Source organism: Actinomadura sp. NTSP31, from assembly GCF_041951385.1.
GTDB classification, from domain to species: Bacteria; Actinomycetota; Actinomycetes; order Streptosporangiales; family Streptosporangiaceae; genus Spirillospora; species Spirillospora napierensis.
In genome coordinates, this window is the sequence record NZ_JBGNUT010000005.1 from 246515 (window position 1) to 262842 (window position 16328).

Annotated in this window: 16 protein-coding genes; 3 read left to right on the top strand and 13 right to left on the bottom strand. The window is 74.7% G+C overall.

Annotated features, from left to right (window positions below; translation table 11 throughout):
* Positions 1 to 18 precede the first annotated feature (18 nt).
* From ACA514_RS10795 to ACA514_RS10820, 6 genes are all read right to left on the bottom strand, one after another.
* Complete coding sequence (locus ACA514_RS10795; RefSeq protein WP_375040914.1) at positions 19 to 1287, bottom strand: NAD(P)/FAD-dependent oxidoreductase; 1269 nt, start codon at positions 1285 to 1287, stop codon at positions 19 to 21.
* Positions 1288 to 1644 (bottom strand): Rieske (2Fe-2S) protein, encoded by a 357-nt coding sequence (locus ACA514_RS10800; protein WP_375040915.1) that lies wholly within the window; start codon positions 1642 to 1644, stop codon positions 1288 to 1290.
* Positions 1645 to 1709: 65 nt separating this feature from the next.
* A complete protein-coding gene (locus ACA514_RS10805; RefSeq protein ID WP_375040916.1) occupies positions 1710 to 2423 on the bottom strand; it encodes a TenA family transcriptional regulator in 714 nt (237 codons plus the stop codon).
* 36 nt (positions 2424 to 2459) lie between these two features.
* Complete coding sequence (locus ACA514_RS10810) at positions 2460 to 3899, bottom strand: aldehyde dehydrogenase family protein (protein WP_375040917.1); 1440 nt, start codon at positions 3897 to 3899, stop codon at positions 2460 to 2462.
* Positions 3896 to 4345, bottom strand: coding sequence for a RidA family protein (locus ACA514_RS10815; protein ID WP_375040918.1), 450 nt, complete (start codon positions 4343 to 4345; stop codon positions 3896 to 3898). The genes ACA514_RS10810 and ACA514_RS10815 overlap by 4 nt, the downstream gene beginning before the upstream one ends.
* Before the next feature lie 10 nt (positions 4346 to 4355).
* Positions 4356 to 5984 (bottom strand): gamma-glutamyltransferase family protein, encoded by a 1629-nt coding sequence (locus ACA514_RS10820; protein ID WP_375040919.1) that lies wholly within the window; start codon positions 5982 to 5984, stop codon positions 4356 to 4358.
* A 256-nt stretch (positions 5985 to 6240) separates the two neighbouring features.
* On the opposite strand from ACA514_RS10820, the gene ACA514_RS10825 reads away from it, so the two are divergent.
* Both ACA514_RS10825 and ACA514_RS10830 read left to right on the top strand, forming a co-directional pair.
* Positions 6241 to 7941 (top strand): hypothetical protein, encoded by a 1701-nt coding sequence (locus ACA514_RS10825; RefSeq protein WP_375040920.1) that lies wholly within the window; start codon positions 6241 to 6243, stop codon positions 7939 to 7941.
* A gap of 39 nt (positions 7942 to 7980) precedes the next feature.
* Positions 7981 to 8667 carry a YoaK family protein gene (locus ACA514_RS10830; protein WP_375040921.1) on the top strand — a complete coding sequence of 229 codons (687 nt, stop codon included), beginning with the start codon at positions 7981 to 7983 and terminating at the stop codon, positions 8665 to 8667.
* A gap of 16 nt (positions 8668 to 8683) precedes the next feature.
* Here the strand turns inward: ACA514_RS10830 and ACA514_RS10835 are convergent, their stop codons facing one another.
* From ACA514_RS10835 to ACA514_RS10860, 6 genes are all read right to left on the bottom strand, one after another.
* Positions 8684 to 8947 carry an MGMT family protein gene (locus ACA514_RS10835; RefSeq protein WP_344280655.1) on the bottom strand — a complete coding sequence of 88 codons (264 nt, stop codon included), beginning with the start codon at positions 8945 to 8947 and terminating at the stop codon, positions 8684 to 8686.
* Positions 8857 to 10188 carry a S8 family serine peptidase gene (locus tag ACA514_RS10840; RefSeq protein WP_375040922.1) on the bottom strand — a complete coding sequence of 444 codons (1332 nt, stop codon included), beginning with the start codon at positions 10186 to 10188 and terminating at the stop codon, positions 8857 to 8859. The genes ACA514_RS10835 and ACA514_RS10840 overlap by 91 nt, the downstream gene beginning before the upstream one ends.
* The gene (locus ACA514_RS10845) at positions 10176 to 10985 is read right to left on the bottom strand and encodes a hypothetical protein (RefSeq protein ID WP_375040923.1); all 810 of its coding nucleotides are present in this window, start codon (positions 10983 to 10985) and stop codon (positions 10176 to 10178) included. Before ACA514_RS10845 ends, ACA514_RS10840 begins: the two co-directional genes overlap by 13 nt.
* A 54-nt stretch (positions 10986 to 11039) precedes the next feature.
* Positions 11040 to 12707, bottom strand: a complete 1668-nt coding sequence (locus ACA514_RS10850) for a S8 family serine peptidase (protein WP_375040924.1) — start codon at positions 12705 to 12707, stop codon at positions 11040 to 11042.
* The gene (locus tag ACA514_RS10855) at positions 12701 to 13465 is read right to left on the bottom strand and encodes a hypothetical protein (protein WP_375040925.1); all 765 of its coding nucleotides are present in this window, start codon (positions 13463 to 13465) and stop codon (positions 12701 to 12703) included. The genes ACA514_RS10850 and ACA514_RS10855 overlap by 7 nt, the downstream gene beginning before the upstream one ends.
* 384 nt (positions 13466 to 13849) lie before the next feature.
* Positions 13850 to 14044 carry a CsbD family protein gene (locus ACA514_RS10860; protein ID WP_285916892.1) on the bottom strand — a complete coding sequence of 65 codons (195 nt, stop codon included), beginning with the start codon at positions 14042 to 14044 and terminating at the stop codon, positions 13850 to 13852.
* A 186-nt stretch (positions 14045 to 14230) separates the two neighbouring features.
* On the opposite strand from ACA514_RS10860, the gene moeZ reads away from it, so the two are divergent.
* Complete coding sequence (gene moeZ / locus ACA514_RS10865; RefSeq protein ID WP_375040926.1) at positions 14231 to 15412, top strand: adenylyltransferase/sulfurtransferase MoeZ; 1182 nt, start codon at positions 14231 to 14233, stop codon at positions 15410 to 15412.
* Between the two features lie 80 nt (positions 15413 to 15492).
* Here moeZ and ACA514_RS10870 read toward each other — a convergent pair whose 3' ends face one another.
* Positions 15493 to 16212 (bottom strand): TetR/AcrR family transcriptional regulator, encoded by a 720-nt coding sequence (locus tag ACA514_RS10870; RefSeq protein ID WP_375040927.1) that lies wholly within the window; start codon positions 16210 to 16212, stop codon positions 15493 to 15495.
* Between the last annotated feature and the right edge of the window lie 116 nt (positions 16213 to 16328).

Sequence of the window (16328 nt, forward strand, 5' to 3'; positions counted from 1 at the left end):
CAGGGTGCGTCGGGTCGGCTAGAGGGTGTCGAACAGTTCGGTGAGGTCGGCGTCCTCGTCGCGCAGGACGTCGGGATCGGGCGCGGCGCCCGCGCCGATCAGCTGCCGCGCCACGGCGAGGTCGCCGCCGCGGTCGACGCTGAACGCGCCGCGCAGCACGCCGCCGGCGAGGTGGAAGGCGATGAAGTCGAAGTCCTCGACGCGGCCGCGGACGACGACCCGGTCGGCGCCGTCGCAGTGCCCGGCGTGCTGGAGGTTGCGGCCGAACTGGTCGGACCAGAACCACGGCGGCGCGGTGTGCGCGGACTTCCCGCCGAGGATGTTCTTCGCGGCGGCCATCCCCTGCGCGTTGGCGTTGTCGAAGTGCTCGGCGCGGACGCGGCGTCCCAGCTCGGGCCGCCACTGCAGGGCGACGTCGCCGGCCGCGTAGACGCCGTCGACGGACGTGCGGCAGTACTCGTCGACGGGGATGCCGCCCGCGGTCTCGATGCCCGCGCCGGTGACGGCCTCGACGTTCGGCACCATTCCGGCGCCGACGACGACCACGTCCGCTTCCAGGGACGCGCCGCCGCTGGTCGTGACGACCGCGCCCGACGCGGTCTCGGCGTAGCCCTCGACCTTCTCGCCGGTGCGCAGGTCGACGCCGCTGGTGCGCAGCAGCGCCGCCATGACGTCGCCCATCAGGTCGCCGAGGACGTGCCCGAGCGGCCGTGCCGCCTGCTCCACAAGCGTGACCTGCGCGCCGAGGTCGATCGCGGTGGAAGCGACCTCGCAGCCGATGAACCCGGCGCCGATCACCACGACCCGCGCGCCGGGCCGCAGCTCGGCGCGCAGCCGGTCCGCGTCGTCGATGGTGCGCAGGTAGCGGACCCGGTCGCCCTCGATCCCCGGCAGCCGGCGCGGCCGCCCGCCGGTCGCGATCAGCAGCGCGCCGGCCCGCAGGGACGAGCCGTCCGCCAGCTCCACGCTCCGCTCTGACGGCCGGATCGCGGTCGCCGCCGCGCCGAGCCGCAGCTCGACGCCGTTCTGCTCGCACCAGTCGGAGGTGAGCAGGTACAGCTCGTCGCGGCCGTCCTCGCCCGCCAGGTACTCCTTCGACAGCGGCGGGCGCTGGTACGGGACGTGCGGTTCGGCGCCGACCAGGGTCACGCGGCCCTCGAAGCCGCGGCGGCGCAGCGTGCGGGCGGCGACGGCGGCGGTCTGCCCCGCCCCGGCCACCACGACCGACTCGAGTTCCCTCAGGGGGGACGACCCCCCTGTACCCCCCGAAGAAGTGCGTGTCGTCATCTAATGCTCCTCTGTCAGGACCCGGGGACGCGGGTCCACGTAGACGGCGTCGCCGGCGATCCGCACGGCGTGGCTCGGCTGGCACTCGTCCCGGTCCTCGACGCGCCCGGTCGCCGGGTCGATCAGCCACTGGTGGCCGGGGCAGATCACCCGCCCGTTCAGCACCGTCCCCTTCGACAGGGACCGCTGCTTGTGGACGCACACGTCGTCCAGCGCGTAGACGTCGTCGCCGACCAGGAACAGCGCGATCGGCCGCCCGGCCACGGTCACGCCGAGCCGCCTGCGCTTGCGCAGCTGCGCCAGCGACGCCGCCTCCACCCACTCCTCCGGCCGCTCGCCCGCCCGCTGCTCTTCCACGGGTCCCTCCTCGCGTGTGGTGCGGCGGCGGGGGCGCCGGCCCCCGCCGCCGGGTCGGGTTCGGATCAGGCGGTGACGAGGTCGGGCTTGACGTAGGTGTCGTAGAGGCCCTGCGTGTAGGAGAAGCGCATCTCCGCGCCCCACCGGCACAGCTTCAGGCAGCGCTGCTGGAGCGCGGGCGTGTCGGCGTGGTCCAGGACGATCTGATAGCCGCGCTCGCCGTGCACCACGTCGGAGGTGATGTGCAGGTCGAAGAACTCGATCTCGTCCTCGGTGAACCCGTACACCTCGCGCAGCGGCACGATCTGCTTCTTGTAGATGCTCGGCACCTGCGACTCCAGGCCGACCACGAGGGCGGCGGTGGCGACCACGAAGTGCTCGCGCATCGCGACCGCGTAGCACCAGGCCTGGAGGCCGCGGGTGATGGCGTTCATGTTGTCGGGATTCTCGACCCGCTCCCGGGTGGTGCCGCACGCCTCGGCGAACCGGATCAGCAGGTCGGTGTGCCGGATGTCGGCGAGTTCCTCCTCGTACATGTTCTGGAGCGTGAAGTCCTTGGCGCCGGTGAACTCGTCGGGCGTGTTGCCGTAGACGTAGCCGAGGTAGTCGGCGAACGGCCCGACGTAGTGGTAGTGGTTCTCCGCCCAGCGGGCGAAGTGCTCGCGCTTCAGCTCACCGTCGGCCCACGCCCGGCTGAACGAGGCGTTCTTCGCCTCGCGCCCCTTGATGGCGTTCTCCAGCGCGGCGCGGAACTCTTCCTTGGACAGCAGCTCTGCCATTTCCTTGCTCCTTCCGGTGGTGCGGCGATTCGTTATTCAGGGGGTCACATAGATGCTCTTCTCGCGCAGGTAGAAGAGCATCATCGAGGGGCCGGCCTGCTCCTTGTAGGTCTGCGTGCTGGAGTCCTTGAGGCCGCCGAACGGCACGGTCATCGCCATTCCGGACGTCGGCTGGTTCACCTTCACCAGGCCGGTCTCGGAGCGGCGGGCGAACTCCAGCGCCCGGCCCAGGTCGCGGGTGACGATCCCGGCGGACAGCCCGTAGTCGGTGCCGTTCGCCAGCTCGACCGCCTCGTCCAGACCGGACGCCCGCTGGAACCCCAGCACCGGCCCGAAGATCTCCTCGCGGGTGATCCGCATGTCCGGGGTGAGGCCGGCGAAGACGGCGGGGGCGGCGAAGTAGCCGTCGCCGGGCAGGCGCCGCCCGCCGGTGACGAGCTCGGCTCCCTCGTCCGCGCCGATCCGGACGTAGTCGAGGAACTTCTCCAGCTGGAAGTCGGCGGCGAGCGGGCCCATCTGGACGCCGTCGTCCAGGCCGTTCCCGACGACCTGCGCCTCGGCGGCGCGCACGACCCGGTCGAGCAGCTCGTCGTGGACGGCGTCGTGCGCGATGACCCGGCTGGTGCCGGTGCACGCCTGGCCGGACAGCCCGAACGCGCCCTTGACGATGATCTGCGCGGCCCGGTCCAGGTCGGCGTCGTCCATGACGACGACGGGGTTCTTGCCGCCCATCTCCAGCTGGGCGCGCCGCGACGGCCCGACGGCGGCGTGGACGGCGCGTCCCGCGCGGGTGGAGCCGGTGAACGTCACCGCGCCGACCCGCTCGTCCGCCGCGACGGCCGCGCCGGCCTCCGCGCCGCCGTGCACCAGCGCGATCGCCTTCGCCGGCAGCCCGCCCGCGAGCAGCGCCTCGACGAGCCGCTGCGCCAGCAGCGGCGTCACCGGCGACGGTTTGAACACCACCGCGTTGCCCGCCGCCAGCGCGGGCCCGAGCTTGCGGGACGGGATGTTCAGCGGGAAGTTCCACGGCGTGATCGCGCCGACCACTCCGACGGGCTCGCGCCGCGTGTAGACGAGGCCGCCGTCGGCGGACGGGTGGCTCTCCCCCGCGATCCGGTGGGCTTCGGCGGCGTAGAAGCGCAGGTTGCGGGGCGTCCGGGAGATCTCCATCGCGGCCTCGGCACGGGTCTTGCCCTCCTCGCGCACGAGCTCGCCGACCAGGTCGCCCGCCCGGTCCTCCAGCCACCGCGCGGCCGCCTCGAGAACGTCGGCACGTTTCTCGGCGGCCGTCGCCCCCCATTCCGCGGCGCCTTCGACGGCGCCCTTCACGGCCCTTTCCACATCTGCGGCCGACGATTCGGGGAATTCGCCGACGACGTCACCGAGATCGGCGGGATTGTGGCGCCGGAACGTCACTCCCGAGGAGGCGGGAACCCATTCCCCGCCGATGAAGTTCAGGCCCTCGTGCACGGTCACTCGTCCTCCACGTTCGTTGCGGCGATCGCGGTCAGCTCGACTTCCACCGGGGCGCCGCCGGGCAGCGCCCGGACGCCGACCGCGCTGCGCGCGGGGCGCCCGAGCCCGAGGCCGTCCAGGACCCGCGAGGCGCCGTCCGCGACGGCGGACAGCTCGGTGAACCCGTCGGCGCAGGCCACGTAGACGGTCATCCGCACCCACCGCCGGATCCGGGCGGACTCCCCGGCCGTCACGGCGGCGACGGCGTTGCGGGCGGCGAGCGCGGCGGCGGCGCGGGCCGCGGCGACGTCCACGTCCCGCCCGACGAGGCCGGTCACGACCAGCCGGCCGTCCTCGCGCGGCGTCATCCCGGCACTGGCGACCAGGACGTCGCCCGCGCGCAGCGGCTCGGCGACGGCGGTGACGTAGGCGCCCTGCGGGCGCGGCGGCGAAAGCGATTCAGACACCGAGCTTGTTTCAGACACCGAGGGCCACCCCGTCCTGGCGGGGGTCGGAGGCGCCGAGGAGGGCGTCTCCGGCGACGGAGATGATCTGGGCGCTGCCACCGGCGTCCCAGGCGTCCTGGACGACGACGTCATGGCCGGACGCGCGGAGCGCCTCGACGCGGCCGGCGCCGAGCCGGGACTCGACGCGCAGTTCCGGCGGCCGTCCGATGACGTCGGCGTCGCTGCCGGGGTGGACGGTGAAGCGGGGCGCGGCGACGGCCGTCGCGGGGTCGTGGCCGTGGTCGAGCAGGTGCGAGAGCAGCTGGGTGTTCCACTGGACCTGGCCGTCGCCGCCGGGGGTGTTGCCGACGTGCAGCAGGCGTCCGGCGGCGTCGGTGACGAGCCAGGCGTTCAAGGTGTGCAGCGGACGCCGCCGCGGCCGGACCTCGTTGGGGTGGCCGTCGATGAGGTAGGCGCCGCGCCCGAGCCGGTTGTTCAGCACGATCCCGGTGCCGGGGACGGTCATCCGGGCGCCGAAGGTGAAGGCGAGCGAGTGGATGAGGCTGACGGCGCGTCCCTCGGCGTCGACCGCGACCATGGACGTGGTGTCGCCGCCGGCGGGGACGGGCGAGGGCGCGGTGGCCGGGAGTTCGCCGCCGTCGAGGCGGGCGCGGGCGGCGGCGATCGCGTCGGCGGCGAGCAGGCCGCGCCAGTGGTCGCTGTCGGCGCCGCACCCGGCGAACCGGTCGGCGAACGCGAGCCGGGCGGCGGACGCCATCCGGTGGACGGCCCCGGCGGACAGCCACGGCAGCCCGGCGAGGACGCCGTCGCACAGGCCGGCCTGCTGGGCGACCATCCAGCCGGGCGTCGGCGGCGTCGTGAGGTGGACGGTCGCGCCCTGGTAGGTGCAGGTCAGCGGCGTCTCGGCGGCGGAACGCCCGCTCGCCATCCACTCGTAGCCGGAGAACGGGGCGCCGGCGGCGACGAGCGCGTCCACGCATCGCTCGGCGAGCCCGCCCGCGTACAGGTCGCCCGGGTCGGCGGCGAGGCGGCGCAGGGTCCCGGCGAGTTCCCGCTGGTGGAGCGGCTCACCGGCGGACGGGACGCGCCCGCCCGGCAGGAACGTCCCGGCGGTGCCGGCGTCGCGGGCGAGGGCGTCGCGCCGCTCGACGATGTCGGCGCGGGTCTTGAGAGTGCAGGGCAGGCCGTCCTCGGCGGCGGCGATCGCGGGCGCCCACAGCTCGGGCAGCCCGCGGGACGCCGAGTCGGCGTGCAGGGCGGCGAGCGCGCCGACCGCGCCGGGGGCGGCGACCGCGAGGGCCCCCTCCAGGGGGACGGCGGTCAGGCCGCGGTCGCGGTAGAAGGCGGGCTCGCCGCCGTCCGGGCCGAAGCCGCTGCCGTTGAACGCGGCGACCGACCCGTCCGGGCGGCGCAGCAGCGCGAACGCGTCGCCGCCGACGCCGCACTGGCCGGGCAGCGCGAGCCAGGACAGCGCGGCCATGGCGAGCGCCGCGTCCACCGCGTTCCCGCCCTCGGCGAGGACCCGCGCGCCGGCCTGGCTGACCGCCGGATGGCTGGAGGCGACCATGCCGCCGGTGGCGGCGGCGGGGCCCCGGCCGGGGTGCCCGAAGCCCGCCGGCGTTGCGTTCCGTACTGACATGACGCCCAGTTTCGGCGCGTCCCGATAAGCCCCGATACGGACCGAATGCCGAAGATCAGCAGCCTTCCTTGGGCACTGTGCACAGGCGAACCGGACACCCCTGATTGCTTGCCAACGAGTCCGACATCATGCACAAAATGACTGGCCGTGCCGTGTGCACGTTCCTCATTGCTCGCCGGGGAGGGATCGACCAGATTCTCTGCAACCGTTGCGCCCATCGCCTCGCAGATGGCGCTGACAGGGAGGTGGCGCGCCCGTGGGAGCCGCTCACTGGGTCTATCTGTCCGGAATCGTCCTCATCATCGCCGTCATGATCGCCCGGAAGAACGTGGTGATACCCGCCATCGCGGCGACGTTCCTCACCGCCTGGACGTTCACCGGCAGCTTCGTCAAGGGACTGGAGTCCATCTTCAATGCCAGCCTGACCTCGGCCTCCGAGCTGTTCAACATCTTCCTCATCATCGCGCTCGTCACGGCGCTGCTCGGGGCGCTGCGCGCGCTCGGCGCCGACCGCCGCATGGTGGAGCCGTTCCGGCTGGTCATGCGGTCGGGCCACTCCGCCTTCTGGGTGCTGGCGTTCGTCACCTACGCGATCAGCCTGTTCTTCTGGCCGACGCCGGCGGTGCCGCTGATGGGCGCGATCCTGCTGCCCGCCGCGATCGCCGCCGGCCTGCCGCCCATCGCCGCCGCGCTGGCCATCGCCGTCGCGGGGCAGGGCATGGCGCTGTCCAGCGACTACGTCATCCAGGTCGCGCCCGGGCTGTCGGCGAAGGCCGCGAACGTCGGCACCGACGCCGTCGCCGACAAGGCGATGGTGCTGTCGCTGATCACCGGCGGCGTGGCGCTGTTCCTCGGCTACCTGATGACCCGCTCGCAGTACCGCGAGCCGGACGCGCTGCTGCTCGAACGCTGGGAGGCCGGCGAGACGGAGGCCGCCGCCCCGGTGGCGCGCCGCTCGCTCATCCCGGGCCTGCCGCTGCGCCGCCGCGTCCTGCAGCCCGCGCCCGCCGCCGCCACCGCCGCCGAGGGCGACGGCTCCGTCGCCGTCCTCGACGCGGGCCCCGGCCCTGGCAGCGGCCAGGGGGCAGGTGCCGGTTCGGTGACCGTCCCCGCACCGCGCAACGGCGACGGCCCCGCCTCCGGGACGCGGAACGGCGGTCTCGGACGGTCCGGAGGCGAGCCGGGCGACGCGATGGCCGCAGCCGCGCTGAAGTCGCTGAACGGCGGCGACCTTCCCGGCGACGACTGCCCGAAGCGGTCCAGGGCGTTCGCGGCGATCATCCCGCTCGCGCTCGTCGGGCTCGTCGGCTACATGATGCTCGGCAAGTTCACCGACGCCGTCCCGGAGGTCGTCGGCGGCGACGCCGCGGCGCTGGTCGGCGGCGTCACCGTCGCGCTGCTGCTCGCCGCCGCCGTCGCCCGCGACGCCGGCAACGCGCTGCAGGCCTGCGCCGACCACATCGTGGACGGCCTGGTCTTCGCCGTCCGCGCGATGGGGGTCGTCATCCCGATCGCCGGGTTCTTCTTCATCGGCAACGCCGACTTCGCCGGCAAGATCATGAGCCTCGGCGACGGCGCCAAGGCGCCCGGCTTCCTGTTCGAGTCCGTCACCCACATGGAGGGCGCCATCCCCGACAGCCGCTACGTCGTGGGCTTCGGCGTCCTGCTCATCGGCATGATCACCGGGCTGGACGGGTCGGGCTTCGCGGGACTGCCGCTCACCGGCTCCCTCGCCGGCACGCTCGGCCCGACCTCCGGCGTCGACCCGGCGCTGCTCGCCGCGATCGGCCAGATGGGCTGCGTGTGGTCGGGCGGCGGCGTGCTGATCGCCTGGTCGTCGCTGCTGGCCGTCGCCGGGTTCGCCCGGGTGCCGGTCATGGACCTCGTCCGGCGCTCGTTCCTGCCGGTGGTGGCGGGCCTGGTGGTCGCGACCGTCGCCGGCCTGATCATCTTCTGACCGGCCCGTCCGGCGTCCACCCCCTCGGCAAGGAGCATGGTGACCACCTCGTCCGACCTGTCCCCCGCCGGGCTGCGCGCGGTGCTGCTGGTGCTGCTGACCTTCGGCGCCGGGACGACCGACATCGTCGGCTTCCTCGGCATGGAGAAGGTCTTCACCGCCAACATGACCGGCAACATCGTGCTGTTCGGCCTCGCCGCCGGCGAGGCGCACGGCGTCGACCTGGCCCGCTGCGGGATCGCCACGCTGGCGTTCGCGCTCGGCCTGCTGGCCGGGTTCCGCGTCGCCGGACGCACCGACCCCGGGCACGTGTGGCCGCCGCGCGTGACCGCCGTCCTGTGCGTCGTCCTCGCCCTGCAGACGGTGTTCTTCGCCGGCTGGGCGCTCGCCGATGCGGAACCGCGAGGCGCGGGGCTGCTCGCGCTGATCGCCCTGTCGTCCACCGCGATGGGCGCGCAGACGGCGGCGGCCCGCAGCATGGCCGCCGACGGCATCACCACCACGTTCGTCACCGGGACCCTCACCTCGGTCATGGGCGGCCTCGCCGTCGGGCAGACCGCCGCCGCGGGGCTGCGGACCTGCGTCATCCTCGGCCTCGCCGCCGGCGCGGCCGTCGCCGGCGCGCTGATGGCCCACGCGCCCGTGCTGGCGGCGGCGCTCAGCCCCGCCGTCCTGCTGGTGGTCGTGCTGGCGGCCCGCCGCCTGCACGCGGTCCGCGTCTCCTGACCGGCCCGCCGCGCGGTCAGGAGTGGCCGTTCCAGCGGGCGCGGGTCATGTCGACCCGCCGGCCGTCCGGGCGCAGCGGGGTGCCCTCGGCCCGGTAGTGCTCGTGCGCCTCGACCTCGTTGCAGGCCGGCGGGCGCCCGTCCGCGCGGATCACCCGCCACCACGGCACCCCGCCGCCGAACAGCGACATCACCCGTCCGACCTGCCGCGGCCCGCCCCGCCCCACCATCTCGGCGATGTCCCCGTAGGCGAGGACGCGGCCCGGCGGGATGCGGTCCACCGTGTCCAGGACCGCCTCGGCGTACTCGTCAGGTTCCGACCACATGCGCCGATTCTCCAGTCCCCGCCCCGCCACCGCCAACCGGCCAGGACCAGACCCGCCAGGGACAGCGCGCCGATCGCGACGCAGCCGACGACGAGCGCGCCCGAGCGGTGCACGACCTCGACGGGCCGGGCGCCGCCGGTCGCGAACCGGCGGTCCGGGGGCAGGCCCGCGCCGTCCATCCGGGTGCCCGCGAGCGCGTCGGACGCGGTGAGCGCGGCCAGCGCGTCGACCCGCCCGAACCCGGCGCCGAGGTCGTAGCCGCCGGCCGGGCGGTGCCGGGCGCTCGCCACGATCGCCTGCGTGACCAGCGCGGGCGCGAGGCCGGGGTGGCGGGCCCGGACGAGCGCCGCGACACCCGACACGAACGCGGTCGCGGGGCTGGTGCCGTCGCCGATCCAGTACCGGTCGCCGGGGCCCGCGCCGATGATCTGGACGCCCGGCGCCGACACGACGACGGCCGAATTACGGTTGGAGAAGTTCGCGTGCCGGCCCTGCGCGTCCACGGCGGCGACGGAGATGACACCGGGGAACGACGCGGGATACGTGTACTCGGTGTGGCCGCCGCGCTTGGCGGTCCGGTCGGCGTCGCCGTTGCCGGCCGCCGCGACCACCACGACGTTCCGGGCGACCGCGTAGGCGACGGCGGCCCGCTCCCGCTCGGTCGGGTACGCGCGGCCGAGCGACAGGTTGATCACGTCGGCGCCGTGGTCAACGGCGTACCGGACGCCCTGCGCGATCGTCCCGGCGTACCGGCGGTTCCCGGTGAACGCCGCGAAGCCCGGTTCGTCCCGTTCCAGGATCACCCGCAACGCCAGCAGCCGGGCCTGCGGCGCAACCCCGACCATGCCGAGGCCGCCGCCGGGGCCGTGCCCGTGGCCGGCGATGACGGACGCCATGTTCGTGCCGTGCAGCCTTTTCGGCGGGACGCCGGGCGGCGACGCGCCCGCGGTGTAGTCGGGGCCGGTCGTGACCGAGCCGGCGAGGTCGGCCTGCGCGGCGTCGACACCGGAGTCCAGGACGGCCACGGTCGCGCCGGCGCCCCGCGACAACGCCCAGGCCCGCGGGACGTCCAGCGACTCCAGCACCCGCATGGCCGCGTCCCGGACCTCGTCGGCGCGGGCGGTGCCGGGGACGAGCGGCGGGACGGCCAGGACCGCCGCGGCCAGCGCCGCGGCCAGCCTTCTCAGCACGACCATTCCCGGGTGCCGCAGCGGATCGCGGCGGGCGCGGTGAGGGGGCGCAGCACGGCGTCGACGAGCCGCGGCGCCAGTTCGGCGAGCTCGGGGAGCCGCCGCGCGGCGCGCAGCGTGGGCCGCCCGTCGGCGTACCCGACGGTGGCGGCGACGACGTACGGGCCGCGCTGCGCGGCGGCGGACGCCTGCCGGGCCGCGTCGCCGAACCGCGCCGCGACCGTCCCGGCGAACGGCAGGGCCCGCAGTCCCGGCGCGGGCGCGCGCGGCGGGAACCACGCGACGGCGCCGTGCGCGGACGCGGTGTCGGGGAACGCCGCGACCCCGATCGTGACGGCGAGTCCCTGCGCCTGGTCGAGGTAGGTGGCGCGGAGCACCGCCTGGCAGCCGCGCGCGGTCAGCGACGCGGTCAGCCCTGGGTCGACGGCGGTGCCGCAGCGGGTGTCGGTGCCGATGCCGACGCGCCGGGCCGTCTCGGCGGACCCCTCGTCGAGGGTGTAGCGGAGCCCGGCGGGGAAGATCCGCCCGGCGGGCCAGGCCCGGTAGCGCCGGCCGATCTCGGTGGCGACCGCGGCGGAGCGCTCGGCGGGCGTCGGCGCGCGCGTCACCTCGCCGGCCAGCCGGACGGCCGCGACGGCGAGCACCGCCGCGCATCCCGAGGCGATCAGCAGGGGCGCCGTGGCGCGGGGCGGCCGGCGCCGGTGGCGGGACGGGCCGGCCGGGCCGTCCGGGACCGCGCCGGGGCGCTCGCCCCGGGCCGCGCCCGGTTCGGTGTCCGGGCCAGGGGTCTCCGCGCGCGCCACGAGCGGAGCGTAACGGACGCGCCCCCGGCGGCGCCCGATGACCGGCCGGTCAGATCAGGATTCGCCGGACGGTTCCTCCGGCGCCCCGAACGAGGGGCGCGCCGCAGGGTCCGGCGGCGCGGGGCCGTCCGGCGCCGCGACCGGCGGCCGGCCGCCGGCGGGCGCGTCCGGCGGCGCGAAAGCCGAGGTCCCCTGGCCCTGCCGGTCCGGCGGCGCGAAGGCCGGGGCTCCCTGACCAGGTTGCCGGGGCGTGTCGGCGGAGGGGCCGGCCGGCGCGGAGGGAGGTGCGGACCCGGGCGGCCCGAACCCCGGACGGCCGTACCCGCCGCCGGGCGCCTGCGGCGCGGGCGCCCCGTACACCGGGCGGTTGGGCGCGCCGGCCGGAACACCCCCGTACTGCGCGTACGACGGCCTGGCCGGAGGCGCGAATCCGCCGCCGGGCGGGCCCGCCGGAGCGGGCACGGAGCCGGCCGGCAGGAACCGCGGATGGCGGCGGTGGAACGCGACCGCGATGACGGTCGACCCGACGACGCCGGCGACGCCGAGCAGGATGATCCCGGCGACCGTGGGGGTGACCCAGGCCGGGCGGTCGATGATCGTGACGGGGCCGGGGTCGGCCTCGCCGAACCGCTTGGCGCCGGGCTTGCCGGCCGCCGACGCGGGACGGCCGCGGGCGAGCGAGTCGGCGGCGGTGAGCGCGCGCGGCGCGTTCACCTCGCCGAAGCCGACGTCGGGGTCGTAGCCGGCCTGCGGGCCGAAGCGGGTCCCCTCGACGAGGGCCTGGGAGACCAGCGCGGGCGCCATCTTCGGGTGCCGGGCGCGGATCAGCGCGGCGATCCCCGAGACCAGGGCGCTGGCGTCGCTGGTGCCGTCGGACAGGAAGTACTCGCCGCCGGGCCCGGCGACGGGCAGGCCGGCGCCGGGCGCGGACACCACCACCGACAGGTTCCGGTTGGAGAACGGCGCGCGGGCGTGCGACGGCTGCGTCGCCGCGACGGCGATGACGCCCGGGTAGGACGCCGGATAGGAATACGGCGCGAACCCGTTGCCGTCGATGAGCCGCTCGTCGTCGCCGTCGTTGCCGACCGCGGACACCACCACGACGCCCTTGCCGATGGCGTAGCCGATCGCCTCGCGCTCGGCGGAGATCTCGTCGTCCTTGCCGAGCGAGAGGTTGATGACGTCGGCGCCGTGGTCGGCGGCGTACCGGATGCCCTTCGCGACGGCGTCCTCGGCCTCGCGCGAGCCCCGGTAGCGGGCGAAGCTCGGGTCCTCCTTCTCGCCGATGACGCGGATCGCGAGGATGTGCGCCTCCGGCGCCAGGCCGATGACCCCGTCGCCGCCGCCCGGCCCGTGGCCGTGCCCGGCGATCAGCGACGCCATGCCGGTGCCGTGCAGGTGGGCGGGCTTGCTGCCGCCGTCGATCGCGGCGAGCAGGTTGGGGCCGACGGTGACCGACCCGGCGATGTCCTTCTGCTGCGGGTCGACGCCGGAGTCGACCACGGCGACGGTGACGTTCCGGCCCTTGGTGATCTTCCAGGCGGCGTCCATGCCCAGCTCGTTCAGGACGCCCCGCTGCCGGGCCCGGACGTCGTCGGCGCGAGCGGGCGAGGGGACCAGCGGGATCCAGGCGCCGGCGAGCGCCGCGGCCAGCAGCCCCGACGCGGCGGCGCGCCGCCGCCGGGACGCCGCCGGGCGGCCCGTCCGTGTTCCGGTCAGCATTTCCACCCGCGCTCGTGGCAGTCCGGCAGGGCCTTGGCGGCGAGGCTCCGGGCGACCGTGTGCCCGATCTGCGCCGCGATCGAGAACGGCTTGCCGGGCCGCTCCTTCGTGACGGCGGCGGCCGGGCGGCCGTCCGCCTCGCCGGAGGTGGTCAGCACGACGTAGGGGCCGCCGCGGTCGGACGTCCGGTCCTGGCGGGCGGCGTCGGTGAACCGGGCGGACGCGGTGCCGGGGAACGGGGCGGCGCGCAGCGCGGGACCGACCGAGCCGCTGCCGTCCGGGCCCTGCGAGCCGGGCAGCTCCTTGAAGGCGCGGTCGGCGGCCCAGGGGTCGGCGAACGCGACGACGCCGACGGTGACGACGATGCCCTGGAGCTGGTCGGTGTAGGTGGCGCGCAGGACGGCCTTGCAGCCGTGCTTGCCCAGCGTCGCCGCGACCTCCCGGTCGACGCCGGTGGCGCAGCCGGTGTCGGGGACGATGCCGGTCCGGGTGGCGTACTCGCCGCCCGCGTCCCGCGTGCTGTAGGCGATCTTGGTGGGGAAGATCCGTTCGGCGGGCCAGGCCTGCCAGCGCCGGGCGACCTCCGCGTTCGCGGCCCGCTCCACCTCGGCGTTGGTGGGGTCGCGGTGCAGCTCCGCCCAGGCGCCGCCGATCGCGATCGTGCCGGTGGCGAGGTAGACGCAGCCGAGGACGATGGCGACGACGAGCCACTGGCGGGCGCGCAGCCCCAGAACGGTGACCGAGGGCGCACCGGGCACACCTGGAGCACCTGGAGCACCCGGGGCACCCGGGGCACCCGGCGGCGCCATCGGGCCGTACGGCCCGGCGGGCATGCCGGGGGCCGGTCCGGGCGGGCGGCCGGGGGGCGCGCCCGGCCGGGGACCGGGGGGAGCCTGGGGGCCGGGCTGGAAGCGCGGGCCCGGCGGGGGCGGTTGCTGGGAGGGGGGCAGGAATGCCACAACAGCCAAGATTAACTCTGGTTCATGACATTCCGCCCTTACATCGGGGTGAGGGGACCGTCCTAACCCGGACGTCCCCGCCCCCGGACAGGGGAAAGGGCCCCTCCGGGGAGGGGCCCCTCTCGCTCATGGCGCGCTCGCGGCACCGCCGTGGCGCGGGTCACCGCGCGCCGTGCGGCGGGGTCACCGCTCCATCGTCCGGCGGGCCTCCTTCGCCGCGTCCTTGACCTGCTCGCCGACCTGCTTGGCGCCGCCGGCGGCCTGGTCCTTGCGGCCCTCGGCCTCCAGGTAGGGGTCGCCGGAGCGGTATCCGGCCTCCTCCTTGCCTCGGCCCTTGGCCTTCTGCGTCTTGTTCTTGAGCTTGTCGAGGATGCCCATGGCTCCTTCTTCCGTACGAGGTCCGTACTGCAGAAGGCCCTGCCCGCTCTGTTCCGATCCATGCATCCATGCCGCCCGGGGCACCGCCCTTCGGGGAATGACCGCGGACATGGCAAGGTTGTGCCGTGAGGGGACGACGACGTCCCGCCCCCGTAACAGCCGAGCGTCAGCACAGGAGCACCCACCGTGTCGTTGCCACCTCTGGTCGAGCCCGCAGCGGAGCTCACCCGCGACGAGGTCAACCGCTACTCGCGGCACCTCATCATCCCCGACGTGGGGATGTCCGGGCAGAAGCGCCTCAAGAACGCCAAGGTCCTGGTCGTCGGCGCGGGCGGTCTCGGCTCCCCCGCGCTGCTCTACCTCGCCGCCGCCGGCGTCGGCACCCTCGGCGTCATCGACTTCGACGTCGTGGACGAGTCCAACCTGCAGCGCCAGATCATCCACCGGCAGTCGTCGCTCGGCAGGCCGAAGGTCGAGTCGGCCGCCGAGACCGTCCGTGAGATCAACCCGCTGATCGACGTGGTGGTGCACGACACCGCGCTCGACCGCGACAACATCATGGACATCTTCGGCCAGTACGACCTGATCGTCGACGGGACCGACAACTTCGCGACCCGGTACATGGTGAACGACGCGGCGGTGCTGCTCGGCAAGCCGTACGTGTGGGGCTCCATCTACCGGTTCGACGGGCAGGCGTCGGTGTTCTGGGCCGAGCACGGCCCCTGCTACCGCTGCCTCTACCCCGAGCCGCCGCCGCCCGGCATGGTGCCGTCGTGCGCCGAGGGCGGCGTCCTCGGCGTGCTGTGCGCGTCGATCGGGTCCATCCAGGTGAACGAGGCCATCAAGCTGCTGACCGGCATCGGCGAGCCGCTGGTCGGCCGCCTGATGATCTACGACGCGCTGGAGATGACCTACCGGTCGGTCAAGGTCCGCAAGGACCCCGAGTGCCCGCTGTGCGGCAAGAACCCGACGCAGACCGAGCTGCTGGAGGACTACGAGGCCTTCTGCGGCGCGGTCTCCGAGGAGGCCTCCGAGGCCGTCAAGGACTCCACGATCACCGTCCAGGACCTTAAGGGCATGCAGGACCGCGGCGAGGACATCTTCCTGGTCGACGTCCGCGAGCCCAACGAGTACGAGATCGTCTCGATCCCGGGCGCGACGCTGATCCCGAAGGGCGAGTTCCTGAACGGCTCGGCGCTGGAGCGCCTCCCGCAGGACCGGAAGATCGTCCTGCACTGCAAGTCGGGCGTCCGCTCGGCCGAGGCCCTCGCCGTGGTGAAGAACGCCGGCTTCGGCGACGCCGTGCACGTCGGCGGCGGCGTCCTGGCCTGGGTGAACCAGATCGACCCGAGCCAGCCCAGCTACTGACGCGCTGACACCGAGCCCCCGGATCCGCCGCGGATCCGGGGGCTTCGTGCTGCCCGGACGGTCCGCGCCGTCCGGGCCGGCTACTCCTTCGCGGGCGGGGCGTAGGTGAGGCCGAGCGGCGGGGCGATCTCCTGGAGCATGATCTCGAACATGGGGGCGGCGTCCTCCAGGGCGAAGCTCAGATGGCCGAAGGCCTCCAGGCTGACGCTGCCCTGCAGGCGCACCCAGCACTTGAGGAACTGCTGGATCACGCCGAGCGGCAGCGCCACGCCGAGACGCTCCTCGCGATAGCGGCGCAGCTGCGGCAGCAGGCCGGGGTCGAGCTCGTCGTCCGGCGGGACGGGGAACGGCTTCTTCTGCCACAGCTCCAGGAACAGCGACATGAACGTCCAGCCGAACTGCTGGGCGCACTCCTCGGCGAAGTCGGCCTGCTCGTCGGGGGCGAGGCCGCGGATCGGGGCGCCGAACAGCAGCGCGTACTCGCGGGGGTGGCCGAGCGACCAGCGGCGGAACTGCCGGGCCACCGACAGGAACTTGCCGCTCATGTCGTCGTGCGGCACCTTCGCGATGGCCGCCTGCAGCTCGGCCGTCAGCTCGGTGTAGATGTCGCCGACGACGTGGCGCAGCAGCTCGGAGTGGCTGTCGTAGTAGCGGTAGAGCGCGGGCGCCGTCATGCCCATCTCGCGGGCGATGGCGCGCAAGGTCACGGCCTCGGGCCCGTGCTCGACCAGGATCCGCCGCGCGGTCTCGGAGATCTCCCGCACCGTCGCCTCGCGCAGCCGGTCACGCCGTGTCGTCACGCTCCGCCTCTCTTCCTCCCCGGCGCGGCCGCCTCCGGCCGCCTCCGCATGATTCCCCAAAAACACCATTGACGAAAGTGAACGTCATATGCAAAGTTTACAGCGTTCGCTAGTTT

Coding starts and splice junctions, on each gene's coding strand:
- ACA514_RS10850 (WP_375040924.1), bottom strand. CDS start 12,707: ATGCTGACCGGAACACGGACGGGCCGCCCGGCGGCGTCCCGGCGGCGG.
- ACA514_RS10795 (WP_375040914.1), bottom strand. CDS start 1,287: ATGACGACACGCACTTCTTCGGGGGGTACAGGGGGGTCGTCCCCCCTG.
- ACA514_RS10805 (WP_375040916.1), bottom strand. CDS start 2,423: ATGGCAGAGCTGCTGTCCAAGGAAGAGTTCCGCGCCGCGCTGGAGAAC.
- ACA514_RS10840 (WP_375040922.1), bottom strand. CDS start 10,188: ATGGTCGTGCTGAGAAGGCTGGCCGCGGCGCTGGCCGCGGCGGTCCTG.
- ACA514_RS10860 (WP_285916892.1), bottom strand. CDS start 14,044: ATGGGCATCCTCGACAAGCTCAAGAACAAGACGCAGAAGGCCAAGGGC.
- ACA514_RS10820 (WP_375040919.1), bottom strand. CDS start 5,984: ATGTCAGTACGGAACGCAACGCCGGCGGGCTTCGGGCACCCCGGCCGG.